Origin of the sequence: Planctomicrobium limosum (assembly GCF_051465645.1) — a bacterium.
Taxonomy (GTDB): Bacteria; Planctomycetota; Planctomycetia; order Planctomycetales; family Planctomycetaceae; genus Planctomicrobium.
The window spans coordinates 2,725,072-2,750,874 of the sequence record NZ_CP195790.1 but is presented as its reverse complement, the minus strand read 5'-3'; the positions used below and the strand labels follow the sequence as shown (position 1 = coordinate 2,750,874).

26 protein-coding genes are annotated in these 25,803 nt (G+C 52.5%); 6 read left to right on the top strand and 20 right to left on the bottom strand.

Annotated features, from left to right (window positions below):
• Positions 1 to 59: 59 nt before the first annotated feature.
• Together wrbA and SH527x_RS10285 are read right to left on the bottom strand one after the other, a co-directional pair.
• On the bottom strand, positions 60 to 674 hold the full coding sequence (gene wrbA, locus SH527x_RS10290; protein WP_437190591.1) for an NAD(P)H:quinone oxidoreductase: 615 nt from the start codon (positions 672 to 674) through the stop codon (positions 60 to 62).
• Between the two features lie 165 nt (positions 675 to 839).
• Entirely contained in the window at positions 840 to 1,835 is a 996-nt protein-coding gene (locus SH527x_RS10285) for a zinc-dependent alcohol dehydrogenase family protein (protein ID WP_437190590.1), read from the bottom strand.
• A 257-nt stretch (positions 1,836 to 2,092) separates the two neighbouring features.
• On the opposite strand from SH527x_RS10285, the gene SH527x_RS10280 reads away from it, so the two are divergent.
• The 3 genes from SH527x_RS10280 to SH527x_RS10270 all read left to right on the top strand — a co-directional run bounded on the left by SH527x_RS10280 (position 2,093) and on the right by SH527x_RS10270 (position 5,862).
• Entirely contained in the window at positions 2,093 to 3,205 is a 1,113-nt protein-coding gene (locus tag SH527x_RS10280; protein WP_437190589.1) for a Gfo/Idh/MocA family protein, read from the top strand.
• Positions 3,206 to 3,359: 154 nt separating this feature from the next.
• Positions 3,360 to 4,787, top strand: a complete 1,428-nt coding sequence (locus SH527x_RS10275) for a hypothetical protein (protein ID WP_437194570.1) — start codon at positions 3,360 to 3,362, stop codon at positions 4,785 to 4,787.
• A 193-nt stretch (positions 4,788 to 4,980) separates the two neighbouring features.
• Positions 4,981 to 5,862, top strand: a complete 882-nt coding sequence (locus SH527x_RS10270) for an alpha/beta fold hydrolase (RefSeq protein ID WP_437194569.1) — start codon at positions 4,981 to 4,983, stop codon at positions 5,860 to 5,862.
• 145 nt (positions 5,863 to 6,007) lie between these two features.
• Here the strand turns inward: SH527x_RS10270 and SH527x_RS10265 are convergent, their stop codons facing one another.
• Together SH527x_RS10265 and SH527x_RS10260 are read right to left on the bottom strand one after the other, a co-directional pair.
• Positions 6,008 to 6,472 (bottom strand): hypothetical protein, encoded by a 465-nt coding sequence (locus tag SH527x_RS10265; RefSeq protein WP_437194568.1) that lies wholly within the window; start codon positions 6,470 to 6,472, stop codon positions 6,008 to 6,010.
• A 248-nt stretch (positions 6,473 to 6,720) separates the two neighbouring features.
• Entirely contained in the window at positions 6,721 to 7,638 is a 918-nt protein-coding gene (locus SH527x_RS10260; RefSeq protein ID WP_437194567.1) for a PH domain-containing protein, read from the bottom strand.
• Between the two features lie 689 nt (positions 7,639 to 8,327).
• Here SH527x_RS10260 and SH527x_RS10255 point away from each other — a divergent pair.
• Positions 8,328 to 9,503, top strand: coding sequence for an EAL domain-containing protein (locus SH527x_RS10255; RefSeq protein WP_437194566.1), 1,176 nt, complete (start codon positions 8,328 to 8,330; stop codon positions 9,501 to 9,503).
• A gap of 86 nt (positions 9,504 to 9,589) precedes the next feature.
• Here the strand turns inward: SH527x_RS10255 and SH527x_RS10250 are convergent, their stop codons facing one another.
• Positions 9,590 to 10,363: a class I SAM-dependent methyltransferase gene (locus tag SH527x_RS10250; RefSeq protein ID WP_437194565.1), complete on the bottom strand. Its 774-nt coding sequence runs from the start codon at positions 10,361 to 10,363 to the stop codon at positions 9,590 to 9,592.
• A 59-nt stretch (positions 10,364 to 10,422) separates the two neighbouring features.
• Entirely contained in the window at positions 10,423 to 10,665 is a 243-nt protein-coding gene (locus SH527x_RS10245) for a hypothetical protein (protein ID WP_437194670.1), read from the bottom strand.
• On the opposite strand from SH527x_RS10245, the gene xerD reads away from it, so the two are divergent.
• A complete protein-coding gene (gene xerD / locus SH527x_RS10240) occupies positions 10,623 to 11,570 on the top strand; it encodes a site-specific tyrosine recombinase XerD (protein WP_437194564.1) in 948 nt (315 codons plus the stop codon). The genes SH527x_RS10245 and xerD overlap by 43 nt on opposite strands.
• 20 nt (positions 11,571 to 11,590) lie before the next feature.
• On the opposite strand, the gene SH527x_RS10235 is transcribed toward xerD, so the two are convergent.
• On the bottom strand, positions 11,591 to 13,414 hold the full coding sequence (locus SH527x_RS10235) for a hypothetical protein (RefSeq protein ID WP_437194563.1): 1,824 nt from the start codon (positions 13,412 to 13,414) through the stop codon (positions 11,591 to 11,593).
• Positions 13,415 to 13,532: 118 nt separating this feature from the next.
• Positions 13,533 to 14,603, bottom strand: coding sequence for a Gfo/Idh/MocA family protein (locus SH527x_RS10230; RefSeq protein ID WP_437194562.1), 1,071 nt, complete (start codon positions 14,601 to 14,603; stop codon positions 13,533 to 13,535).
• Positions 14,604 to 15,461: 858 nt separating this feature from the next.
• Here SH527x_RS10230 and SH527x_RS10225 point away from each other — a divergent pair.
• Positions 15,462 to 15,638 (top strand): hypothetical protein, encoded by a 177-nt coding sequence (locus SH527x_RS10225; RefSeq protein ID WP_437194561.1) that lies wholly within the window; start codon positions 15,462 to 15,464, stop codon positions 15,636 to 15,638.
• Positions 15,639 to 16,408: 770 nt separating this feature from the next.
• Here SH527x_RS10225 and SH527x_RS10220 read toward each other — a convergent pair.
• The 12 genes from SH527x_RS10220 to SH527x_RS10165 form a co-directional block, all read right to left on the bottom strand.
• On the bottom strand, positions 16,409 to 16,870 hold the full coding sequence (locus SH527x_RS10220; RefSeq protein WP_437194560.1) for a RidA family protein: 462 nt from the start codon (positions 16,868 to 16,870) through the stop codon (positions 16,409 to 16,411).
• A gap of 285 nt (positions 16,871 to 17,155) precedes the next feature.
• Positions 17,156 to 17,368, bottom strand: a complete 213-nt coding sequence (locus SH527x_RS10215) for a hypothetical protein (RefSeq protein WP_437194559.1) — start codon at positions 17,366 to 17,368, stop codon at positions 17,156 to 17,158.
• Positions 17,369 to 17,453: 85 nt separating this feature from the next.
• Positions 17,454 to 18,374: a bifunctional riboflavin kinase/FAD synthetase gene (locus tag SH527x_RS10210; RefSeq protein WP_437194558.1), complete on the bottom strand. Its 921-nt coding sequence runs from the start codon at positions 18,372 to 18,374 to the stop codon at positions 17,454 to 17,456.
• Positions 18,375 to 18,730: 356 nt separating this feature from the next.
• Positions 18,731 to 19,807, bottom strand: coding sequence for a hypothetical protein (locus tag SH527x_RS10205; protein WP_437194557.1), 1,077 nt, complete (start codon positions 19,805 to 19,807; stop codon positions 18,731 to 18,733).
• 183 nt (positions 19,808 to 19,990) lie between these two features.
• Positions 19,991 to 21,697, bottom strand: coding sequence for a hypothetical protein (locus SH527x_RS10200; RefSeq protein ID WP_437194556.1), 1,707 nt, complete (start codon positions 21,695 to 21,697; stop codon positions 19,991 to 19,993).
• A gap of 174 nt (positions 21,698 to 21,871) precedes the next feature.
• Complete coding sequence (locus tag SH527x_RS10195; RefSeq protein WP_437194555.1) at positions 21,872 to 22,300, bottom strand: hypothetical protein; 429 nt, start codon at positions 22,298 to 22,300, stop codon at positions 21,872 to 21,874.
• A gap of 107 nt (positions 22,301 to 22,407) precedes the next feature.
• Positions 22,408 to 23,241, bottom strand: coding sequence for a hypothetical protein (locus SH527x_RS10190; RefSeq protein WP_437194554.1), 834 nt, complete (start codon positions 23,239 to 23,241; stop codon positions 22,408 to 22,410).
• Positions 23,242 to 23,323: 82 nt separating this feature from the next.
• Positions 23,324 to 23,815, bottom strand: a complete 492-nt coding sequence (locus SH527x_RS10185) for a hypothetical protein (protein ID WP_437194553.1) — start codon at positions 23,813 to 23,815, stop codon at positions 23,324 to 23,326.
• Positions 23,816 to 23,898: 83 nt separating this feature from the next.
• On the bottom strand, positions 23,899 to 24,360 hold the full coding sequence (locus tag SH527x_RS10180) for a hypothetical protein (RefSeq protein ID WP_437194552.1): 462 nt from the start codon (positions 24,358 to 24,360) through the stop codon (positions 23,899 to 23,901).
• Positions 24,361 to 24,419: 59 nt separating this feature from the next.
• Complete coding sequence (locus SH527x_RS10175) at positions 24,420 to 24,851, bottom strand: hypothetical protein (RefSeq protein WP_437194551.1); 432 nt, start codon at positions 24,849 to 24,851, stop codon at positions 24,420 to 24,422.
• Positions 24,852 to 25,032: 181 nt separating this feature from the next.
• Complete coding sequence (locus tag SH527x_RS10170; protein ID WP_437194550.1) at positions 25,033 to 25,392, bottom strand: hypothetical protein; 360 nt, start codon at positions 25,390 to 25,392, stop codon at positions 25,033 to 25,035.
• 98 nt (positions 25,393 to 25,490) lie between these two features.
• Positions 25,491 to 25,715: a hypothetical protein gene (locus SH527x_RS10165; RefSeq protein WP_437194549.1), complete on the bottom strand. Its 225-nt coding sequence runs from the start codon at positions 25,713 to 25,715 to the stop codon at positions 25,491 to 25,493.
• Between the last annotated feature and the right edge of the window lie 88 nt (positions 25,716 to 25,803).

The window sequence follows — 25,803 nt, the reverse complement described above, 5'->3', positions numbered from 1 at the left end:
AGGACGTGTTATCAGTATGAAAAACGATCGCCAGTGTGTCTACGCTTGTCGCCTGGGAGTTATCCTCCAACAAGCTTCTTCGTAATCTCAGCGACATGTTTGCCCTGGAAGCGAGCGATGCTCAGTTCGTTTTCTGATGGAACCCGTGAGCCATCTGCCCCAGCGAGAGTCCCTGCTCCGTAGGGAGACCCGCCGGTGATTTCGTTCATGTTTGACAGTTCGGCACATGAATAGGGAACGCCAACGATGATCATGCCGTGGTGAAGAAGTGTGGTATGGAAACTGGTGATGGTTGTTTCCTGGCCACCGTGCTGTGTTCCCGTACTGGTGAAGACGCTTCCCACTTTTCCAATCAATCCACCACTGGCCCAGAGCCCACCGGTTTGGTCGAGGAAGTTTCGCATCTGCGCCGCCATGTTCCCAAAGCGAGTCGGCGTCCCGAAGATAATCGCGTCAGCTTCCGCGAGTCCTTTGGTTGTTGCCATCGGAATCTCAGCAAACTGCTCGCGGGCTTGCTTGGCTCCAGTGCGTTCCAATGCTGCATCAGGAACAAGCTCCGGAACCTGAAGAAGGGTGACTTCAGCACCTTCCACGCTGCGGGCTCCCTCGGCAATTGCTTCTGCCATGTGGTGAATATGCCCATACATGCTGTAGAAAATGACTTGAATCTTCATTACTTCAATCTCCGGGTTCGATTGCTGTTCCAGGAAGGCAGAATGAAAAAATCCCAAGGCGATCATCTGTCACTATACGGAACGCATTTTCAAATAATAAGGGAATCGTTCCTGATGCCTGAACAATTCACAGTTGAGTCAGGCCGCCTTGAGTCGCCTTTTGCGTTAATCGCGGACCGTGACGACGATCTTCCCGATCTGCTGATTTGATTCGAGGTAGCGATGCGCTTCGACGATCTGATCAAGTGGAAAGGTTTTTGCGATGATGGGCTTCAGTGCTCCAGACTCAAGACCGCCGTTGATGAAGTCAACTGCTGGCTGAAGAAGCGTTTGGTTGTCCGTGAACTCAAACAGCAAGTAGCCACGTATCGTCAGTGTTTTGGCGAGCACGGAGAACAGTGGAAGTGGAGTTGCTTCCGGTGCAAGTGCGCCATAAATAAACAGAATCCCTTTTTGGGCCATTGCGGCCGTCAGGTCTGAAACGGTGGCCCCTCCGACCGGATCGAAGACAATGCGAGCCCCTGCTCCGTTGGTGATGGCGTTCACTTCATCGACCAGATTCTGCTCTTGAGTCGCGATGACGTGTTTCGCTCCGAGGGCAAGCAGTGAGTCTTTCTTTGCCGATGTTCTGGTGAGAGCAACGGATGTCGCGCCGACGTAGTTCGCCAGTTGAATCGCTGCAATGCCGACACTGCTCGATGCAGCAGGAATCAGAACGACATCACCTGCGGTCATCTTGGCGATGTGAATCAATGCTCCGTATGCTGTGAGGTACTGCATCCAGATCGCTGCGGCTTCGTTCCAGCCCAGAGAAGGCAAGTGTTTTACGACGGCCCTGGCAGGAACGTTCGTAACTTCTCCATCAACTCCATACTGATTCATTGAGAATGCAGGAACAGTGCTGACGTGATCGCCAATCTGAAACCCAGTCACCCCCTGGCCGATCGCCTTGATGGTGCCGGATGCCTCATAACCAATTCTGGCTGGAAAATGAGGCTGCTCAAGGTATTGATTGCTGCGGAACATCGCTTCCGCCCGATTCAGTCCCAGAGCGTGAACCTCAATCTGGACCTCGCCTGCGGCCGGAGGGCTGACGTCAATGTTCTCCAGTTGCAGCACCTCTGGACCACCTGCCTGGTGAAAACGAACAATTTTTGGCATCGTCCCTATCCTCATTTCGCGAGAAGTGTCTGGCTGATATCGTGGCACTTGTTTGATTATTGTACTGATGTGAACGCACAGCAATGTTCATCGCGACCGGTTTGGTGTCCTTGAGGTCTGAAATATCGCTCGCTGCTGATGTTGTTCGATAGAGTAGATGGACTGGTTTCACTGAGCGGATCGTTCGCAAGTGCGTTTGGCATTGGGATCACTCGGTTTGAAGATCTGGAAGCACTCCTAAGAGTCAGGAAGAGACGATGTCAATGAAGACTTGCCGCTGGGGAATCATGGGGGCTGCTGTGATTGCTCAGAAGAACTGGCAGGCGATTCGGAATTCCGGAAACGCCGTTGTCGCTGCTGTTGCGAGTCGCGATCCGTCCAAAGCCGCCGCGTTTATTGCAGATCGTCAGCGCGAGTGTTCCTTCGAGACCACGCCGATCTCCTGTAATTATGAAGAGCTGCTGTCGAATCCAGAGATTGATGCCGTCTACATTCCATTGCCAACGGGACTTCGCAAAGAGTGGGTGATCCGCGCTGCCGAAGCTGGCAAACATGTGCTCTGTGAGAAGCCATGTGCGATTCATTCACGTGAATTAAAACAGATGCTGGATGCCTGTCAGGCGAATCAGGTTCAGTTCATGGACGGAGTCATGTTCATGCACTCGCAACGATTGCCTGCGTTGCGCCGGGTTTTGGATGATTCACAGAATTCCATTGGCAAGATTCGTCGAATGTCGTCCCATTTCAGTTTTCTTGCACCGGATGAGTTTTTGCAAAACAACATCCGCATGAGCAGCCAGCTTGAACCACATGGGTCACTCGGTGATCTTGGATGGTACAGCATTCGTATGGCTCTCTGGACCATGAACTATGCAATGCCGACTCAGGTGTCAGCCCAGTTGCTTGCACAGCAAGGGCGAGCAGACAGCCCGAATGCGGTTCCATTAGAATTGACTGCGGAATTGAAGTTCCCAGGTGATGTTTCGTTTGGGTTCTTCAGCTCCTTCCTCGTTGATCAGCAACAGACATTCACGATTAGTGGAACCAATGGTTCCATCTATCTCGATGATTTCGTTCTGCCGAGTTTTGGGAGCAGTGCGACATTCGACGTCATCAAGAATGACTTTCAGGTGTCTGGGTGCCAATTCAATTTGGCTCAGTACCGGGAACGAGTGGCGGTAAAAGAGTTCTCCAATAACCATCCAACCTCGCAGGAAACCAATCTGTTTCGAACGTTCTCTGAAATTGTGCTGTCAGGGAAAACGGATCAGACATGGCCGGACTTCTCTCGCAAGACGCAACTCGTCTTGGACGCGTGTATGGAGTCTGCTCAGAACGGCGGGAAGATCGTTACGATCAAAGATAAGTAATCGAGTTTGATCCCGCGTTCTTAGTGAACGTCTACTGAGGGATATTGATCGATTCGATCTGGGCGTTTTTCGAATGATTCCGCTTGCCTGAGTTGTCGGATGGTGGTCGCATGAACTGTCTGACATTGGGAAGCTGAGAGGGTGGTTGAGATCAATGGCGATGGAGCGTTTGCAGAACTTGAAAAGCCCTAATGATTTTGCTCGATTCGGGGCGGTGACGTTACGAATGGTGACGTCTTTCGTCGTGTTGTCGGCCGTGCTCTGTTTGCCTTCGTCGGTATCTGCTCAAACTTCCGCTGATGTCCCGCAACGCGTCTATCGCGACGATGATATTCGACCGAAGCGAGACGATGCGAAAGCGACAGCACTCGGCATTCGGAAGTACGAATCGAAGCACTTGCTTCTCTATAGTGATATCGATCCGGTAGTTGCTTCACAGTTGCCAGCCATTGTCGATCAAGCGTACGTTGCCTGGACTCAATACTTCGGGGAACTTCCGCCTGCCAGAGATGGTTCCGCCTATCAGATCACCGGGTATCTGATGGAGGACGAAGGTTTGTTTCGTGACGCAGGGATGCAACCGGCCGGGTTTGTGATGGCCAATTTCGGGCGTCAATTCGGACGTGAATTCTGGATGAGAGAGCAGAAGAACCCTTATTACCGTCGGCACCTTCTGATTCACGAAGCGACACATGCGTTCATGACGACCCTGCCTTCAATGCTGCCTCCGTTGTGGTATCTCGAAGGGATGGCGGAGTTCTTCGGGACACATACCATGGACGAAAATGGCCGCGTCCAATTCGGGGTCTTCCCACAAACATCGCCGCAGTTCCCTGGTCTGGGACGCATTGAGATCATTCACGAAGAACTCTACTACAACCGGATTGCCGGACTTCATCGACTTGGCACGTTCACTTCAGAAGAGTTTTCTAAGGAGCGATCTGTTCCGTATTCATGGAGTTGGGCCGTTTGTGCATTTCTAGAGAATCACCCACGCTATCACGACCGATTCCGAGTTCTCGGTCAGCATCTTGAAGCACGGGAGTTTCAGCGAAAGATGTCGGAGCTGTTCGAAAAAGATCGGCTGCTGTTGTCTGCGGAGTGGTACGAGTTTGCCCAGCGAGTCGACTATGGGTTTGATGTGGCAGCGAATGCGTTCGTTCCTGCTGATCCCCGACCGTGGCCATCCGGGAACGAAGCCACTGTCGATGTTTCAGCAAATCAGGGATGGCAGTCGACAGGGGGCATTCTCAAGGCTGGTGACACTCTCGAATTCACGGCGACTGGTCAGGTCATTCTGAATTCACAGGTGACACCTCCATGGGTGAGTGAGCCACAAGGAATCACGTTAGATTACTCTGGCGGATACCCAATTGGTCAGTTGCTGGTGGGATTGCTCCCCATTGACTCCGAGTCGACGACGGCCGGGCAAGAGCATCTGACCGTTATGAAGGGAGGAGCGTCCGGGACGTTTAAAGCGGAATCGGATTCAGAACTTTGGTTTCGAGTCAACGATGTCGGTAACGGCCTGAAAGACAATCAAGGGGGGTATCAGGTCCGAATTCGCCGCCAATCGAACTGATCGGGTTTGTGATTTCACTTGAGAAATTTCTGGTGTCGCTTCGTCTTGTCCCCTGCCCTGTTTACAGTATCGTTTCGAGTTTCTGTTTCACTCAGGGAAACCTGACTGTCTGAGTTGCAAGTGAAGTTGCAACTTGTTTGTGTGAAACGGAAAACGTCAATTTTGTCTCGACTTTGCGAAAGCTGTGAACGCTGTGGCAACAACCTCGCTCCCGGTGGAACTTCAACAGGAATTCCCGTTTGCGCTGAAGTCCATTGATCTGGATGGGTTGAAATACGCTTACGTTGATGAAGGGACCGGTCCGGTTGTCCTGTTTGTACATGGGAACCCGACCTGGAGCTTTGCCTGGCGAAACCTGATCAAAGGGCTGTTGCCCAACTATCGGTGTGTTGCTGTCGATCACATCGGGATGGGCTTGTCGGATAAGCCTCAGGATTACGGCTATCGAATTGGACAGCACATTGAGAACCTGACTCGATTTATCGAGCGGCTTGACCTCAAGGACATCACGCTTGTCGGTCACGATTGGGGGGGCTGCATCGGAATGGGAGCAGCCGCTCGCCTGCCTGGTCGCTTCTCACGATTCGTGATGATGAACACGGCGGCCTTCCGCTCTCAGGCGATTCCGAAGCGAATCGCCGTCTGCCGTATTCCAGTGCTCGGCCCAGCGGCAGTCCGTGGTTTGAACGCGTTTGCCGGGGCAGCGGTCTCGATGGCAATGGGGCATCATGAACGGATGACGCCGACGATTCGCCGTGGGTTCCTGTTTCCCTATGACTCTTGGAAGAACCGCGTCTGCGTGCAACGCTTTGTTGAAGAAATTCCGCTCTCACCTGAGCATCCGAGCTACATGACTCTGGTTGACGTTGAGAACGGGCTGGCACAGTTCAAGAACTCCCCTTGGCTCTTCTTCTGGGGTGAGAAGGATTGGTGCTTTACAACCGCGTTTCTGGATGAATGGGAACAACGTTTCCCCGGCGCCGAAACCATTCGCTTCCCAGATGCCGGCCACTACGTCTTCGAAGACGCCCACGAACGAATCGTCCCGAAACTCAAAGAGTTTCTGAAGAGTTAAACGGAGTTGGACTCCCCCTGCCGATCACGCTTAGGCATGAAAAGTTCCGTAGGGGGCGACTAGACGCACCATATGGGATGGTGTCGGGAGTGGAGTGAAAGTCCTCCCGGAATACGGTTGCGTCGCGACGCAACCTACATGACTTCTACAGCAGCCAAGGTGCATGTTCTAACAGTAGGTTGTTGCATTCTCCGGTGATATCTGAGATGTAGTAATCTCGATGCTCTGGATCGTCTTCGATTTCACTTGCTGCCCCAACAAAGGTTTTCAGCTCGATTGCTTCCGGAACTTTTGTGTAGAGGTCCCACCATATGCGTCTGGCTCCCTCGTAGGGGGAAATCTCCCCTTTCAAAATTGACTTGGCAATGTGGCATGCTAAGAGAATTGCGGCACCCCGTCGGCAGGGCATCGGCAGTTGCAGCTCCTTCAGAGCTTTCTCGAATTTTTGGCGGAGGTCGAAGGGATGTTCAGATTGTCCCCCTGCCAGCTCTCGTAATGAGGCGGAATCATATCCAGCCTCAAGTGCTTCAATTGCAATCTGAGGAAGGTCGTCGACGGGGAGCATCTCCAAGCTGTAAAGAGCTACGGACTTTGCCAGGTCTGACTTCATTGATATCAACTCAGGACATGGCTCGGTGGCTGGGGGCATGTTCGTAACGCGTTAGCAGGGCGAACATGGGGTGAGGCCATGCACATTCGGCATGCTCATGCTACTGAAGCAAAATGAGCATGGCTGCCGTTTTCAGAGCGCTTAACGACTCCACCCTACCACGTTTATTGAACTACAGCGAGTCCCCAAAATCGCTGGGTCTTGAGGACCCAGCCTACCGAACTGCAAGGCCACTTTCCGGATAGCCTCTAAGAGTGTGGCGAATGGTTCGTTTCGTCGTAGCACGATCCGAATGCTCTCAATGCTTTCGAGCTGTCGATCCAGCGGAAGTAAAGGCTTGTTCCCTCACGTGAGAGAATGTGTGAATTCGCTGCTGTGTGGAAGTGCACGGTATTCAAGTTGAGCCATCGATCGATGATACCTGTGTTGATGGACATCATCTGGATATTTCGAATCGGGGCGATCTGAATACGACGATTAAAGACGCCCCAGCGGACGAAGAGGCGATGATTCGTAATCACGTAATAACGATTTGCCCAATCGAGATAGACGCAATAGGCCGGGAGGGCCACAAGGAATGCATTTGTGAAAAGGAGTAGAATCAGCTCTACAAATATTGGTATTTCTGAAGAAAGCAGAATCCCGATATTCTGCAGAATGCCAATAATCGAAGCGAGCGCGATACGTAGGTAAAGGACCGTTTCTGATGGGCGGTCAGCGTAGAGTAACTTTTCTCTCGGCCCGATCAGTTCTTTTAATTCTTTGGGAAGCACGCTTCTCGGGAGTAAGTCGGCGAGAACTTCGCCTCCAATCTGTCGGCTGCGCTCGGAGAACGATGGGGACGGTTCAAGGTAGGCATGTTCCACCGAGTTGCCATTGCTGTGGTGAGCTTGCGATGCAGTGACTGATTCTGACTGAGAGCCCCAAGGGTCGTCCGGAGGACCGTAGGACGCGCTCGGAAGACTTGGTGGGGAGACGGCATAATCAGTGTCAGCCTGCGCTGAATCACCCAAGTCGTCAAATCGCGTCCATTTCCCCGTTTTACCTTGCCTGACAAGGGTATCGTTCGTGATTCTCCCTTTGTCGATAAGTTTTTGAAACAGGTGTAACTCGACGGGGCCATAAGTCTTCTGGCCCTCTTTAAAAAACCACTCTTCTCCTGCCATGCCCGTTAACCTCAACCTCAGAGTGAATGAAGATCCCATAATGCAGGGAATCTATTACGCATCAATGCCCGTCAAATCGAATGATGGGGGAGTGCGCTTATCATTGCAAGCGGGGGGAACGTTCACCCACACATGGGCTGGCAAATTAATGGTGATGCTTGAGAATAAAAAAGCCACCTGTAAACACAGGTGGCTTCTCTCAATCACACTCTCAATCTTGTGCACCCTACATGACTTGAATCTTCGTAATCGACTCGGCTTGGCAACCGATTCCAACGACGGCTGCGAACACTAAGAGGAGAGCAGGATGTGTCGTCGACAATGGCGGTCCCATGTGATGTCCTTCTCCGGTTCAGCAACGGACTGAATGTGTCATTCCAGCCGCAATCGTACAGTTTCAGGCCCACGTGGTCTGCTTGGTCGGGCAGGCTGTCTTTGGCAATTGATTTCGCGGTTTCGATTGCTCCAGAACGGGTTTGTGCGGGCGTGTAGGTGTTCTCCCCTATGTTGTGTAATCGCGCAATCCTGCATTTTCGGAGTCTTCGTGGTGGAAATGCCTCGTATTTGAGGTGTTTTACAACGGATGTTTCGATTCGCTTCTGTTTTGAGCCGTAACGTTTCTTTGTTACTTGAAAGTCTGAGATTTGATCCGCCGCTAAGACCTGTCGAATCAGGTAATGGGGATGTCAATGCAATCAATCATGTTGCCTTCAGCGACCAGCAGTTCCGCGAAAAGCCGGGACGGGTGGTATCTTGTTGGTTGCTTGCCTCCTTTGCGGAAATTGACCCATATTAAGATCGATTCGGCTGCCTTTGTCATTGGGCGGAGAGCCGACGCCGATCTGTCGATCGCGTCCCAGTGTGTTTCAGCGCGTCATGCTGAAATTCTGCATATTGGCCCGCACCTGTTTCTTCGCGACCTCGGCAGCACAAACGGGACCTATTTGAACCGCAGACAGGTGACGGACCCGGTTCCTGTCGCCGTTGGCGATCATATTGAAATCGCGAATGTCGAATTCCGACTCGAATACCGTCCGGCAGAACAGTCACGCAATCCTGCAGACCTGGATTCGCTGAAGAAGACATCGCAGGCAATCGACATTATTGAATCAGATTGGGTTCTCAGCCAGTTGAATCAGTTGCTGGAATCCGGGGCGGTCAACCCTTCTTATCAACCGATTCGAAGGTTGGAACAAGGCCGTATTGTTGGATTTGAAGCGCTCGCACGAACGTCACTTGTCGGACTGGAAAATCCGGCGGAGATGTTTCGGACTGCGGAGATGGTTAATCGAGAAGTGGAGTTGAGCGAGCTCTGCCGACGAAAGGCCCTTTCAAATGCGGCGTTCATTCCAAACAACGGACTCTTGTTTGTGAATACACATTGCAATGAGACACTCAATCTGGATGTCCTGCCTTCATTGATTGAACTCAAGAAGCAGTACCCGAATCGCAAAGTCGTGATCGAGATTCACGAAGGAGCGATCATTGATTCTTCACTCACAATCGAGTTCTGTAAGGCTGTACGCAGTCTGGGATTTCAGATTGCTTATGACGACTTTGGTGCCGGACAGTCTCGTCTGCTCGAACTTGCCAAAGCTCCGCCTGACTACTTGAAGTTCGATTCCTGTCTGATTCGTGACGTGAATCAGGCAAACCCATATCAATGGCGCATGTTGAAAATGCTCGTTGATATGTGCCATGAAGTTTCCATCACAACCATCGCTGAAGGTGTTGAGACGGAAGAAGAACTCGCTGCGTGTCGCGAGCTGGGTTTCGATTTCGGGCAAGGCTACTTCCTGGGGAAGCCAAAGCCACCTGCCGAGTATGTTAAAATGGTCGAGTGCCCGACGATGAAGTTTCGTTAGGTCGGTCCGACCTCTTATGTGGCAGTGAGTCAGCTTTCCCGATGAGAGAACGTCTGAATCCAGCGCGCCAGTTACGCGACACAATCTCAGGAATTGTTCTCGCTGATCGGTGTGTTGGCGGATGGCTTCCGCATCTCCAGTATTTGAAACGCTCCTGAGGACAAGGATTGTTGCTGCTGTCCTTCTGCATTCAGCAGTCGTAACTGAAAGCCTTTTGCTTTGGCTTTCTCGTAGAAGAACTGAGCCTGATATCTCCCGGGATCGCCAAGCCAGCAGACTCCCTCCGGTTCCATTAGCGCGTCGATGGCCGAGAGAAGTGAGTCGTGCAGCTGTGCGTCGTATGTGACTTCGCACCCTATCAAGACGGCAAACTTTCGCTCCGGCACATCGCGCCAATCCAAAAAGAGAAGCTCTGGATCCTTGAGGTTGTTGAGTCGAGCATTCACGCGACACAGGTGCAGTGCGGTTCGATCATAGTCGCTGAAGGTCACTTCGTCGCCACGGAGTGCGGCAGCCAGGCCAACGAGTCCAATGCCGGCTCCCAGCTCCAGCACCGTTGAGCCGACGGGCCAGGGAGCGTTCAGAACTGCGCCCGCCATCGGAACTGACGACGGCCATAGAAATGCCCAATATGGCATGTAGTCGTTTTTGGCGTTCTCGCTGTGAACTTTCTCGTCATCCAGAAACAAGTCTGGTTCAGTTGGTCGATGGAGCTGCAGGGATCGGTCCCCAACGACAATGTCTGCCTTGTGCCATCCGCCGGGGATTTCAGGAAGCGAATCCGGGTCGTTTGATAAAACTGGAAATGCGGATGGAGTTGATTGTCCGGTTGAGGGGACTGGCTGATTGGAAGAAGACATAGCTTGAAAGTCAGTCGCAGTCAGTGACGTTGTTTCGTCTGGAATAGTTTCGCTAATCGTTAAGGCAGGTGATTATCGGTCCTGACGGTAAGAAACGCCAGAGCAGCAAGAATGCTGGAATTGGGATCTTCCTCACGGAGCTCGTGAGGAATCACGCCGATCGCAGGAAACTGGTAGTGACCAGCAAGTCGGCAGGCGATATGAATGGGATGGCCTCTTTCTGGTGCGGATTTACTGGCGAGGTCTTTAAAGGATTCCAATGCCTCCACGCAGACGCCCAACGACATCAGGCCAGGTGGCACCGTCGCCGGTCTTGCAGCCTCAGCAGTATTTGCAGCCCTTTCTGCATTACTTGCAGGCTGAGTGCGGCATGTCCATGAATACCGTGTCGGCGTATCGAGTCGATCTGAATCAGTTCATTGAGTGGGCGAATTCTGTTCATATCGTTTCAGTCCTGGACGTGAACCTGCAGGTTTTGTCGGGCTTTGTGGAATCCCTTCATAATCGGGATCTGAAAGCGACCACGATTGCCCGACGTCTTGTTGCGCTCAAAATGTTCTTTCGCTATCTGGTGCTGGAAGGTGTCGTTGCCGAGAGTACTGTGGAATTACTCTCGTCTCCGAAACTCTGGCGCTACCTGCCTACGGTTCTCAGCCCTGAGATGGTCGATCGACTATTAGAATCACCGGGTTGGGCCGATCAGTTTCCTTTACGGGATCGTGCTGTTCTCGCGTTGTTGTATGCGACCGGGTGTCGTGCCTCTGAAATCGCCGGGATGCGTGTGACGGATGTTAAGCTGGAGCAGAATTTCTGCAGGTGTCTTGGGAAGGGAAACAAAGAGAGAATTGTTTCACTGAACCCGATTGCTGAGAAGGCGATTCGCAACTATCTGACTCGCGAACGTCCGCATCAGGTCCGGCTGCATGACTCTGAAGCGTTGTTTGTCACACGAACAGGCCGCCCGTTGTCGAGAATCAATATCTGGCAACTGGTGAAGAAGTATTCAGTGCGTTCCGGGTGCGGCGGCAAAGTGAGTCCTCACACATTGCGTCACAGTTTTGCGACGCACATGCTGGCAGGCGGAGCGGAGATTCGTGCCCTGCAGGAAATGTTGGGGCATGCCAGTATTCGAACAACCCAGATTTATACACAGGTCGAACACAGCCGATTGAAAGCGATTCATTCCAAGTGCCACCCACGTGGGTAGCGAAATAAGGCGGTGGCGACCTACTCTTTTCCGGACCCAAGGTAAGAACGATCGATTCCCAGAAGCACTCGGAGGCTCATCGAAATTGTGCCGAGTGCGATCCCGATCATGATCGCGCGATTTCCGGCAGTGTTAAAAACGGACATGATGAAATCCATCAGTGAGTCCATCTTCAGGAATGAGAGCGAGTCCGGGAGCCAGCTCGTCAGTGCCGGACCAGCAGAGGTTCGGCCCAGCAGAATTAGAAATGCGGTTCCCAGTAGAAGTGTCGCTTCGAGGTTCTTTGCTCGAAATGCGCGGTAGGCCGCAGACGCAACGTAGAATGCCAATAAGGCGAACGTCGTTGTCATCAAAGGCTGGAGCGCGTACTCGTAGATCCACCAGAACGGGGTTCCTTGGGCGGTGTAGCTACCGGACCATGCATACTTCGTCTGGTGGGCTGTCAGGAAGGCGTGGCCGATCGTCTGCTTCCAGCGAAACTGTTCTCTTGCAGGAGTCAGCAATAAATCAGTTTGCTGTTTTGTCAGAGGATCTTCACTTAAAAGTCGAAAACAGAGTTCACGGCGTTGGTCTGCCAGTGTTGGCTGTTGAGCGAGGTATGATGTCACAGTGTTGAATTGAGCAGGTGACATTGGGCCTGCGGCGGCCATGGCTGCAGTGAGTTCTGCTCCTGACATTGTCTCTGAGTCAATATAATTGCGAATCTCCTGCTCTTGATTCTGGTTAAGTCTCTGTGGAGATGGTGGAGGATCCGAGAGCGGAGGATCCATAACTCCTGCATTGAGATCGGAGAGAAGCTCACATGCCGTTCTGGTTCGTGCCGGTGAGATGCCTGCAATATTGACGACATCGATGAATTGATCGGCTGTCTTGTCTGCGGCAAAGAAGGTGTTGAAAGCCGTGCGTTGTTTTTCGGTCAGGGTTCCTGCTTGAAGAATTTCCTCTAGCAACCGATTGCGAGCAGCGTCAGTCAATGGTCGGGACATCGGTTGATTGGCCCATGGTCCAGCTAAAGCGTCACGCGTTGCGGTGGACAGGGGCCCATGAATGACGAGTGTTGTCCCATCCAGTTCGATTTCCTGATTAGCGGAATTCGGAATCGCAAGGCCATCAGGAATGAATTGGAGTGGATAACGGGTGACCCGATTCGATTGCTCGTACAGAAACTTCACTTGTTGCGTGACTTGCTCTGAAGGGGCAAGTAATTCAACCACCAAGTTCTGGTCGGCTGCTGTCATCACTCCTGCAAAGAGGAGGAGTCGATGGTTCGGCAAATAGGAAATTCGACCTGCCAGCTGTTGTGGAGGCTGTGCGAGATCGTGTAGCCGTTCGATCTCGCATTTCCATTCCTGGCGATCGACGTAGCTTTGCAGGTCTGCAGCCTGTTCCTCTGTCATCCAGCCACGAAAGGCAATTTCGCTTCCATCCTGATAGATCTGGAGTGCGGCGGATTTGGGGAGCGCTGCACCATCTTCACGCTGAGGAAGTGTCCCTGGGATGCGGAACTCAGGAAGACTTTCGAGTTCGATGGGAACGGCAGATTTTCCGTAGAACTCCTGACTCGCTTCTGGTGGGGACCCGAACTTCAGCATCCCGAATATCAGCATCCCCAGAAACGAAACGAGAGTGATAACGGAATAGGCCCAACCTGGCTTCTGGTCGCTGATCTGCTGAAGATGGAGCTTCAGTAGATTGCCTCCACCAAGAACGAAGGCAATTGCAGCGAGGATATCAAACCAGATGGTGACCTCTTCCCCTGCACTTTGCATTGCCGGAACGAATGTTGAAATGATCAACATCAGACCGCTGAACGCAGTAATCAGCAGAGGAATGGTTCGCTTCATTGGCCCATCAACTTATGGCTGGGGTTTGAAATTCTCAGACCATCTCTGTTGTTGCATGCGGATGAACTCGCCAGAGATCTGACGAGTTCACCTGATGCCAATCCGTCTCCGGACTTCTTTAGACAGGCTTGCCGGTTGCGACATCAATGATCTTGCCGGTGCGAATACTTTCCGCTTCAGCATAGCAGAGCTTGAGTGCATCTGTTGCCAGAGCTGCAGAGATTGGAGCGGGAATCGTGCCTGTCTCCACTGCATTTACTGCCAATTGAATTTCGCCAGTGTAAGCGGCGCACCATTCGGTGCCTCCACCTGGTTGTGGGGTTTGAACGCCGCCTGCCTTGGAGATCAAAGTCAATGGGCGATTGACAACCCAGTCGTTTCCGTATGTCCCAGCGTCGAACTGAATCGTCGCGTCTTCGAGGAAGAACTCGAAGCTATGGGCAAACTTGAGATCCGGAGCAGCGATGCCACCACTGACACAGCTGACGGTCAGGTCTGGATCGTCATAGATGTATTGTGAACTGACGTGATTGACGAGTCCGTCTTTCAGCAGCCCACGAGAGAAGACTGCTTTCGGCGTTCCGCACAAGAGGCACAAGTAGTGGTTGTCATGAATGTGGAGGTCGATTCCCCAACCACCCAGTTTGCGGAAGTCACTGATGTCGGAGGACCAGTCTGGCGGAGCAATCACACGACGCAGAGCTGCGCCATTGAGTCTGCCGAATTCCTTGCTGATGACCTGCTCTCTGGTCCAGCGGAACTCAGGGAAGAATGGAAGGACGTGTCCAACCATCAGCAGTTTTCCAGTTTCTTCCGATGCCGCAAGCATCCGTTTCGCGGCGTCGAGTTCAATGGAGATTGGCTTTTCGACGAAAACATGTTTGCCAGCTTTCAGTGCCTGAATAGTCACTGCTTCATGCTGGTCTGTTGGAAGGCAGATGTGTACGAGATCAATGTCTGGATCTGCAAGCAGGTCTTCGTGGTCGGTGTAAGTTTTGATATCCGTCAGGTCGGTATTCGCGCTTCCACGAGGGCCAAAGTTCCCCTGAATGCTTGACCAGTCACCAGCCAGCTTCTTTTCGTTACGAGTTGCAATGGCAGTGACTCGTCCACCTTTAACTTGTCGATAGGCTTCGAAATGAGTCATGCCCATGAAGCCCAAGCCGATGATTCCAGCGCGAATACTCATGATGTCTTCCACGTTCTTGTTGAGATATCTGACCCGATGCTTGTGATGTTGTCCGACAGTGACGCGGATACGGGATGCTCGATCATGTGGCGAGGTGGCAATCGTTGGTTGTCACTCACCTCTTCTCCATGTCCCGACGATCATCACGTCATTACTCACAACTCTCTCTCTTTGTTGAATGGCATTCAGGATTCTCTGTGCTCAATCTCTTGTGAAGAGCTGAAGACATCGTTGAATCTGGAGTTCCATCTGCCACTTCATTGATCTTCTTTGTGAAACCACTTGCGGTTGCACAAGGACATTCCCTGGTTGCAGGATGACACGAATTGATTCGTGTGCATCGCAAATAAGAATCGGAGCAACGTACCAGAATTCATGGGGCTCTCTCAACCAGTGCTTGCTGAGAAAGGCCGCGGAATTTCCACGTCATAACAGGTGACTGGATCAATGAGTCAAGACTCTTTAAAGAGTTCAAATTCCAAGGTCGCCGGAAATGCATTTGTCCGATTGATTCACATGGAAGAACTTGGAGCATTCATTCATCTGGTTCGTGTACATGGTCACGGTTTTGAACGAGTGAATGCAGCAGTACCAGATGAATTCCGAGAAAGGAAGGAAAGATAATTGTTGAATCAAGCCCAGTGTTTCGTCATGTGAAACGATCTTCAATGGTTGAGCTTTTGATATGTGACATCGCGCATCACAAGCGATCAAACTGCAGTAAAAAAATGGTCGACGTATTTTCAGTTGGCGAGACTGACATCTCGTTGTTATAGTCCGTACTTCCCCCTCATTTCAGAGGACATCTTTTCAAATGGTGTCCTGACTATCTCTGGTCTGTCATCTCGGAGAGACGTAGTGCAAGAGTATCAAATCGAATTGCGAGTCGGTGAAACTCTTCAGCTTGGTCAGTATGCAGTTACTGTTGTCGACATTGATGGCGACAACTTCTGCTTCCTGATTGATGGTGGCGATGATCATGGAGAGTTCTCCGGTGTGCCGGAAGAGAACCTCGAATTTGCTGGTGCTGTCTAGATCGCATTCGCCTTGTGGTGTCGCCGAGCAGCAACTGCCTCGGCAGGCAAATGGCGAAATTCCGCATGCCGGAAGTGCGAGTTCTTCTTTCAGACCTGTTCTGGTGGTGTAACCACTTTGTTGTGCAGGTTCCTGGAAATGTCCGCTGACTTGTTAGGCTCTTTGCGACAAGAGCTTCAGGCTGTCGTTCTGTTTTGAACGTTCGCGATTCGCTTCTGCTCCGCCCTGATTCAGCGCTTGCTGGTTGAGTTGGATCACGTCGCTCATTGTTGGCGACTGTGTGGGCGCTACGGGTTCAATTGAATTGAATCGTCCGCCTGTTGTTCGCTGATGAACTTGAACAGTCCCGTCGCGGCATCTTCAGTGTCGCTCGCGATGAAGATTAGCGTGCTGAGTTCATTGCAGGGGCGACGCTTCTTGTGGTCGCACTGACCCTGTTTGCTCTCGTTTGCGATCTGAAGTCAAAAGGCCGCTGCCTCGTGAGTAACTCGGATGCGTTGCATTTCTCGATAGAGTTGTTTCATCCAGATTGCACGAATAAATCGCAAACGCCCGGTCAGCTTTTCTGAGAGTTTACCTGATTGGAAAGCAGCTTCTTGCGGAGATGGGTGTTCCGCAACGGCGAGGGGAGTTGCGCTCTCGCTGGGGAAGCGAAGCGTTCAGCGTTGAGAGATAGGCCGGCGTTGGGGCTGTGCGACTGATTCCGTCACAGACGCGATTTCAAATTACGCTTCGACGGAAAGGCTTCCCCAAGAGTGATTGAGTGGCTACTACGTGATCTCGAAGAGGAATTCGACTTCGACGCTCGCGTTCAGGGGGAGTGCGTTGACTCCAACAGCTGCTCGGGCATGCTTTCCCCGTTCTCCAAACAAGAGCACAATCAGATCGCTCGCGCCGTTGGCAACAATTGGTTGCTGTGTGAAGCCGTTGTCTGATTGGACGAAGGCGCCGAGTCGGACCACTCTCTGGATTCGAGTCAGGTCACCATTCAGCTCGGCTTTGGCGATGGCGAGGCCGTTCAGGACGCACTGCTTTGCAGCTTCCTGAGCCTGGTCGATCGGCGTCTTAGAAGGGACGGGGCCTTCCGCGAGGAGTTTTCCAGCAGTAAACGGAAGTTGGCCGCTCACGAACAAAAGGTTTCCGGTGCGCACACACGGAACGTACGCTGCGACAGGCTTCGGGGCCTCTGGGAGTTGCAGGCCTAAATGTGCAAGTTGGGATTCAACTGACATGCGACTCTCCATTGGATCGGTTTTGGATTCTCGGGTGCCGTGCAGCAGCCTGATTCCTGGTGAGCACTATCGCCGCGTGCAGGAAACTGACTCGTCTTCGACGGATCAGCCTGAACAGGGATCGACGACAAAGAGGCCGCAGTGCGTGCGGCCTCGGCGATAATAACAAATGCCCGCGCAAACATGGAATGGAGGGGAAACCCTAGATTCCTGATGGCGGACACCAGTTAGATCATTTTGTCTGTGAATCGACTCCCCCACTGGAAAATCAGTGGGTGGGGCAGATTACTTTTGAGGCTGCTGTTTCAGCTGAGCTGCCTGGCGACGGTATTTCAGCGCCTGCGTTGCAAGAGAAGCGCGTTTTGGGCGGCTGTTAGAAACTTTTGCCAGCCGTTCGTACTTTGCAGCGAGGGCCAGTTTCACGTCAACGATGTTTTTTGAACTGTCCATGACTTCACCTGTTTTCATGTCATCGTCGAGACGCGAAAACGTGCGCATCTCACGATTTTGAGAACTATTCAAGGACCGAGAAGTGTAAGGAACCTGAGCCGCGAATTCCACACAACCCGGCAGGAAAGCTGGATTACGCTTTGCAGAGCTCGGAAACCTGCGCAACATCTTTGGTGATTTGCGTTTGTAGCTCTGTTACGGTCCCAAACGGGCGGAGATTTCGTAATCTGGTAATGAATTCCAGTTCAAGAATCTGTCCGTAAAGGTCTCCAGCGTACCCCAAAAGGTGAGCTTCGACTTTGGATTTCATCTCTGAGAAGGTTGGATTCGGCCCGATATTCACAGCCGCAGGAAACTCTCCAGAATCCGTTTTCGCCCATGCGGCGTAGACGCCGTCGGCCGGAAGGAGGGTTTGAATCTGCTCCAGATTCGCCGTCGGAAATCCGATGGTTCGTCCTCGTTGAGCCCCGAGACTGACAACGCCGGAAATGGAATAGCGACGACCAAGCATCGCTTCCGCCCGATCCATTTGGCCTTGAGAAAGTGCCTGGCGAATCTGGCTGGAGGAGACTTGCTCGGCATTACGCTCGGCGAGCGGAATGACAGTCAGGGTCCGCCCGGTCTCATTGCAGAACTGTTCCAGAATCTGGACATTACCGGACCGATTCTGGCCAAAGAAGAAGTTTGGCCCCTCGACGAGCCCTTGTGTGTTCAATTTCGACACAATGATGCGGTCAAAGAACTCTTGGGGGGAAAGCTGAAGAAGTTCCCGGTCGGTCGGATACTCGATGAGTTTATCGACGCCTAACTTTTCCAGCAGCTTTGCTTTCTGATCCGCTGTCGTAAGACGCGGAGGGAGAAACTGGGGTCGCAGCAGTGCCATTGGATGCGGTTCGAATGTCAGCACAACCGCTGGAATGGAAAACGCCTGAGCTTGTGCTACCAGCGATTTCAGAATGGTTTGATGGCCAGAATGCACGCCATCAAAATTGCCGATTGACAACATACATCGGCCGTCAGCCTGCCAGTTTTCGAATCCGTGCCAACGTTCCATATTTGTCGAGTCACAATCTCTTGTCGCGTTTGCTGCGATGCCCACCATCCTGGGCAATGTCGAATCTCTTCTTCGCGGGGCGTCCCGTCTGCGAAAAGTGAGTCATTCGCAGACGTTGGTCCCAACTGCACCGAACGTCATCTTAGTTCAGGGCGATCGATTGGTCGTGTCAGACGTCCAGTCAGGTGCAGACGATACTCTTTTCGTGATCGCCTGTCCTGCACCCGGTCTCGATTTCGAAGAGAATTCTACGCCTCGGGGGGCTCTGTTTCCGAGTTTTTGCAAGAGAAATGTGAGATCGTCATCGATTGCTCTGGAGTGAAGCAGGTGAACGAAGTCACCGATTTCGCCCCGGCTTACCCCTCTTCAACGAGATCAACAAGAAATTCTGGTGTCGCTTCAATTGCGCTCGCCAGTGCTTTTCCTGGAGATGATGGACGTGATCGAATCCGTTTTAGCTTGGCTGGTTGCTCTTTTGCAGTCCAGAAATGAGGCTGAAAGTCTCTCATTGGCCCGAGACCAGCAGGGCGTCGATCATTCGAATTGGTGTAGCGACCTTGAGTCTGCTCTGTCTCCGGATCGCCTGCCAGCTTCAGAATACGACGAGTTGCAGTCATGACGGGAATGTAAGGGAAGTCACTGTTCAGGCGGCTTCCCGGAGTGACGCTCACGAGGTTGAGACCGTAAAGAGCGAACGCCCGACGCGCCAGTCTGAGATATTGACTCACGCGGAAGTAATGGAAGTCTGTCTGAATTGCCGCGTCCAGAGATTTCCTTTCATCAAAGTGATACTGCTTTTCTGTGGAGAGATCTTCAACTTCTGGTTTGGTCATCCCAGCCTGTAAGCAGCGTCGAACAAAGTCGCCCAGCAGTTCGAACCGCTGGTAGTGGACCCCTGCCCTTCTGGCTGCTGACCTGAGTCTGGAAGACGGCCGGATGACCATGTCGACACCAGCGAGATACAGTTGACGAAATCCAAGCCGATACGCGATGTCGAGTGCTTGAATGAACGAATCCTGCCAATCGGTGACAGGTGCATCGAGAGTCCCGAGGGGGTGCTCGAACCCGCGTTGTCGTTCTCGATCAATGACGTACAGCGAGGGACACTCACACACCTTGTAAGTCGTCTCAGGGACGAGATCCATCGCGCGACATTCGTGAACAAACTTGGTCACTGATGGATCGAGATAAATGGAACGGTGAAAACGCTCTGTCGGGTCATAGCTCGTCCAGAAGTTGGGGCGAATCAACCCGGTGCCTGCCAGATTGATGGCAAACTTGGGGGCCGGCGACTTTTGGATTTCTTCTGTGACCTGAGACGTCAGCGATGGTCCGCCAGCAATGATCCAGCAGGGGGTTGCCGTTGGTCCAGCAAACTGATTTTCAAGCGGAACTGTTTGACGCGTTCCGTCAGTGTGTCTGCGATAGAACATGAGAACGCCTTCAGGCCGATTAGGGTGATTCTGAAATTGCACCGCTGACGCTGCATCTGATGAGCCGAATTGCACTGCTTCCTAGACCGGTTCGGTCTCTCATGTGGCCGCGCAGCAGCCTTCTCGATAGGTCAATAGCTGAATTCCGCGTGCCAGAAACGCTGCATGATCTCTGGAAATGCTTCAGTCAAAAAAGTTCGATACAGAGAAGGAGGTCAATGTAAACGAAGTCTGTGGATAGGTTGTCGGGAAGGATGTTGGAAAGTGCATGTGACTCGAACCCGACGAGTGCCAACTCGGGAGCGTGTTTGTGGAATTGTCGTGATCACTCGCGGCGGTTGTTTCCGATCCGAGGTCAGAGTCATCCTGATCATCGGAGTCGAGTTCCGAATCAAATTCGGAGTCGATGCTACCACTGAACGAAGTCGGCCCGGATAGATAGGAAGAGATTGGCGGCCAATAAGTAGGAGGTATGCCGCCGCCAGAAGATGGTGGAAGCGAACTCGCCCATGATCCCGAATCGCTCTCCAAACTATCAACGCTGGAGTCGTTTTCGCTGTTGAGACTCTCTTCTCCATTGCTGCCGTCCAAGCTGTCTCCTTCGCTCCAGCCTGCGCCGTTGCTGCCTGACCCACCCCCCCCTCCACCGCCCCCATCTCCTCCACCACCCAGGTGATCGGACATGCTGACATGACCACCAATTCCAGCCGCGTGCTGATTGGGGAGTTCCCAACGCTCGTCATGTGGTGGTTCTGGCCAAAGAAGGCGTGGGTCGATCGGCCCGAGAATCATGCGGAATCGTGGGACATGATCGAAAAACACGCGGATTGTCTCGGCGTGAGCTTTGACAAGTCTTTCTCCCGACTTCGAGAGGACCTCAACTTGTCCCAGCCAGGGACGCGGCAACGAAGTGGTCTCGGTCGTTTCCAGAAAGTACTGACTCTGAGACTGAGAGTATGTCCGAAAGAATTCTCTCGCAAACGCCAGTCCATCCCCCTGTGTTCTGATCCAGGGAAGCCAGACGCGAATTCGCCGATCTCCGAATTGTGCTCGGCTCGCCGGTTCAATGAAGTTGGCCCGCCAGCGATAAGAACGTCTTGCCTGATCGTCTGAATGATCTTGGTTGTCATAGACGTAATCGCCAGTGAGCAAAATGCGATTCAAGACGAACTCGAGATCGCGACTCTCAGACAGCGTTGTCAGATTTGATTGTTCCTGAAACGTGGCGATGGTCTCGTCGCGACGACGCAGGAAGAAGAACTGCCCCTGTTCGTTGACGCCCCATGACGCGGACTGCGCACGCAGTGCCAGATCCTTCAACAGTGCTCGAATCGATTCTTCTCCGCGGACTTTAATGCTTGTGATTGGTGCAGGAAGTCGCGGAGTCTCGATGAGTGTCGGGTCATATTGAATATGAGATGAATCTGGCAGACTCTGCTCGATGAGAATCCTGACAAGCTGTTCTGCCGATTCGACCCAGTTATAAGTGTGCAGGAACTCGTCTGGATCGAGATGGAAGAGATCGGTCGCTGCGTAAAGCTGTGGCTTCTGGCCATCAGCCTCTTCGCCAAATCCCCCAGGGAAGATCTGATTCAACTCGACCGACATCCCTTCCAGACGAAGCCGAACACCGGCCGGGATTTCAGCCTGTCGTTCTTCAACGCGGCCGAGATACCAGCGGTCGCCTGACGTGGCTTCCAAGCTGATCCAGTCTCCAATCTGGATGGAATCACGCTGTTGGAACGAGTCCGAAAGAATGAGTTGCCCGCTCCCGCAACCACCTTGACGGTGAAGCTCAAACCAGCAGGATTTGACGGCCGACAACGAGATGAGTTGTGGGGACCCGCTGAGATCAGCGTTGTGATGCAGAATACGTCTCTGGAAGCTCATGAATGTTGCCTCATCAGACAAGAAGGCGTTCAAGCGAGTGTTGTAAGTAAGCGAGTGCTGGTGCTTTTGCGTCTGGTGCACATCCAGAAGTGAGGCAGCGTTTCTGGCATAAAGTGACGCCGTCTTCTATCAGCCGGGCGACTGCTGCATGGACACATGAGAGTCCGAACCGGCCTAACCGTAGAGCGTTGGGTCAGCTGCAAAGATGGAGACGGAATAGGAATAGATCGCTGGGTTGGAAAAGTCGATTTCAAATCGAGTGGTCAAGCAGTTCTGGAAGTAACGTCGATTGTCTGCGTCATCATTGAAGAGGGATAGGACATATCCTGTTTCTCCAGAAGCGTTCAATGCCTCTCGCAGAGTTTCGGCTGCAGAAAGCATTTCCGCCTCACTCAACTTCAGGCTGCCTGAGACGCTTCCGATCTGACCTTCAATTGAAATGGAGACGCCATCCTGCGAAATCCCCGAGATTTCGTTTCCATCCCGATTCGGGACCTTCATCTTGAGATAGTCCCAGCTGTCGTGAACCTGACAACTCAGGATCGGACGGGGAAAAGGAATGAGATCAAGGTCACGAACAATCGCTGGCGCAAACTGAAACATTCGGAGTTGCTTCCTTTCAAACGCGATGCCGTCTCGCTGTTACCCAGGCATGGAACAGGGCACCGTCACTCGGGGTGTCTCACGTTGATGTACGGGTGACGAATTTCCTATCCGCGCCGGTGCCGCAGACCGATTCCATCGACGCGCATCTCTCGAAATAATTCCTGAACGTCAGCGGTTTCTCGCACGTGGATTTGAATTCCGCCAAAGTTGTTGTTCAGCATCTGTGTTGACGTTGTCGACGTTGACGAATTCCTGACAGATGGCGATGCCGCATTGCTCGTTGCTCCATACGCAACCGTCATCGCTCGTGGGACAGGAAATGACGGAGTCGCAACAGAAGTGTGCAAGTTTGATTGAACAGTTTCTGAGTCGGAAGCACCTGACCGGCCGGCGGTACTGTTGATGTGCTCCAGCCTCTGCACTCCAATTGCGGCGACGGCATCGCGATTCATGACGAACTCCCCAGCCGAGAGCCTTGCCGGAACCTGATCAATTCCCGACGGTCCAGTGACCAGTCCGCCTGATGCATACCCACGGATTGGCATCCCGTCCATTCCGCCTCCCATCGGCATTCCTCCCCCCATTCCTCCCAAGGGAATAGATGTGTTCAGTGCCGCAATCTGCTGGGCAGCCATCTGAGCCATTTGAATCAACTGCATCAGCGCTTCTACGGCTGGAGCGACATTCAGCATCACAGGTTGTTGTGCGATTGCCTGAATCTGCTGATTGATTGCAGAAAGTTGATTCGTAATCCCCTGTAACGGTCTTGTGGCTCCCGACAAGCTCTGGAATGCGTTCCCGAGTTGACCGGCGTTGCTGGAACTGTCGGTCAGCGACTGTTGCAACCCACCGAGCATTTCGGCAACGTGTTCCAATTCATTCTGCAGGGCAGAGCTGTCCCCGAGGATCTGGACTGTCAGCGACTCAGTGATAGGCATGAAAATTCACCGGTTGTGTTGATCAAGCAGAACGAGTGGGAACCAGAGACGACGTCAGGAACATCATCAGGCAGGCGACCGATCAGACTCGTGAGACGACAGGTGCGGTTTGAAACGCTTTCCCTGTGAATGCGATTGTGTTCGCGTCATCCCCTTCAGACATGGTGAGAGTTTCACGATAGACCTTCGAGAAGACGATCTTTTCACTGGCCGCACCTTTAGGGTCCGTTACCGTGAATTCAAACGTCAAGGTCTGCTGCTCGCCTGCAGACGAGGTACTGGTCAGATCTGCGGCTGATCGAAATGAAAGCATCTCGTACAACTGGAGTGGGTCTCCACTGCCACTGATTAACTGAGTCCAGCGTGCCGAAAACGATAGGGCGACGGATTCATCATCCCCTTTGCGAAGATGTCCCGCCGAAATCGATCCTCGATCTTTGATTTCAATTGTCTGAAGTCGCTGCGTCCAACTCAGGTCTCCCTGATCGAGCAGCACTGTCATCGAATTGGAATCACCATCTTTAATGGTGAGCTCTCCGTCACGAAGATTACGAACGATATTCGAGACTGCCATGGTGAAAAATCCTTTTCTGTAGACGAGTGGAAGAGCATCTGCATCGCGAACACGAATCTGGCGTTGCAAGCAGGCGGGAATTGTCAGGACAACTCAGATGTTGCCGCCTCAGCACAGTCGACATGTCCCTGAATGGAAACCACGACATGCTGTAACAGATGTGTTCTGTTTGGTTCCGAATCTCGGGTGAGGTCCCGGCAGACTGCTTCATTCAGACGTAAATATCCTGTTGCAGTCTCCTGGTCTTCTTGTGAATGAATTTCCAGCAACATTCGAGACAGTTGCAACCGCACGTCGTCGGCAAGTTTCCAGACCGTGCGTCTGTTCTTTGCCTTCGAGAAGCAATGGACATCGATCATGATGCTGATTGGGCGTTGCGTACTGCGATGAGGTGGTTCATAGCTTTGCGTGACCCAGAACTCGATCCAGGATTCGAGTTCATTCACATCAAGAGGCGTACCTGGGAATAACGTCGGGATCTCGGATGGAGACACCTCGACCCAATACTTTTGCAGATCGGCAATGACGTCAGACAACGCGATCATATGGTTCGTTCACAGTGAAGGAAGAAGAGGGGCGGGACTGCGATGCCAACAAAACGGATCTACAGGCGGAACATCAGCGCAACGAGTGATTTGACGTTCTGCAGTCCGCGTCGAACCATCGCAAACGGAGCCCTGCGAGAGGTTCCATACTCCAGATAGTTCACGTAGCTCACGCTATTCGTAGCAACTACCGATGACTGACTGTCTCCGCTGGTGCGGCTCAGCTGGCCTTGTCGTCGTCCGGCTTCAGCTTCAGTTGGATGAGGGCCTTCCCAACCTGCAGGTGGAGTCCCTCCAAGTTGTTCGAGTGCTTGAACCCACGCCGACCGTGTTCGAGCCGTATCAACGGGTGTCGCCGTAATAATCGCTTGCAAAGATGCAATGGAAGCATCCTGCACCATCTTGTCTCGTGACGTTGCCAATTGCTCGGAAGCAAGTTCGCGAATACGCTCCGCAGCGTCTCCGGTGACCTGAATGTTGAGTTGCATCATGGTTCGAACGTTCTCTGAATGCCGTTCAATGAAATCGGAATTCTTCTGTTGATTGCACCAGTAATGGAAGAGGCCCGTCTCCAGCATTCTTCAGGAATGATGCAGCGTTTCAGGCAAGTGGGATTCAGCTTTTCTTCACTGAAGAACGCTGCTACTCGGCCGCATGAGAGACCGAACCGGTCTAAGGAACGCAGTGCAACAGAAGCAGCCCCGGGACTTGCGATTCATGGACCGTCAGAATGCGGTAGCAGGTTTCATTCACCAACAGTTGCGACGAAGTGAGAACGACGCCCTGCGGAACATCCAGCTTTTGAATCAGATAGTGATGTTCATTGAACTGCAGCGTTGCGGCGGTCGCCGCTACAGGGTTGGTCTCGTTCTGCTGCGGAATGATCGTCACCAGTGTCGTAGATGACTGTTCATCGACTTCCCCCGACTCAACGTTGTAGCTGCTGGTTGTCTCGCGGAGTTGTGCGGGAACACCCCAGTCTCGAAAGATCAGGGAAGAATCGGATTGCATGAGTTGAGAAATGACAGACATGCCCACTCCTGAAGTCCGAAGACCTGCTTTGCGGTTGGAATGAAGTGAATACGAGCGAGTGAATTGTGACGCACCGGAGAAGAGGCAGATCTCTGCGATCATTTCCAGAACTGCCCCATCAGCACGTTCGTAATTCCACCTGCAATAAATGACATACAGGCGACAAGCGGAGAGAGTCTGTGTTTCCAGACCTCAATTTCCCGAAGACGTGTTTCGTGGTCCCCGGCACGTTCACAGACACCACTAAGAGTGACTCGCAGTCCTTCGAGGTTCACATTGATCTGGCAAAGGGATTCCAGAATCCGGTCAGAGGAATCATCCATTGCTTCTCTCTCTGAACGTGGAAGGTGTTGGTTGTCGACAGGAAGTCCAGGCTAACTTCAGCGACGATGTTGCCTTTGCCCCGACAAA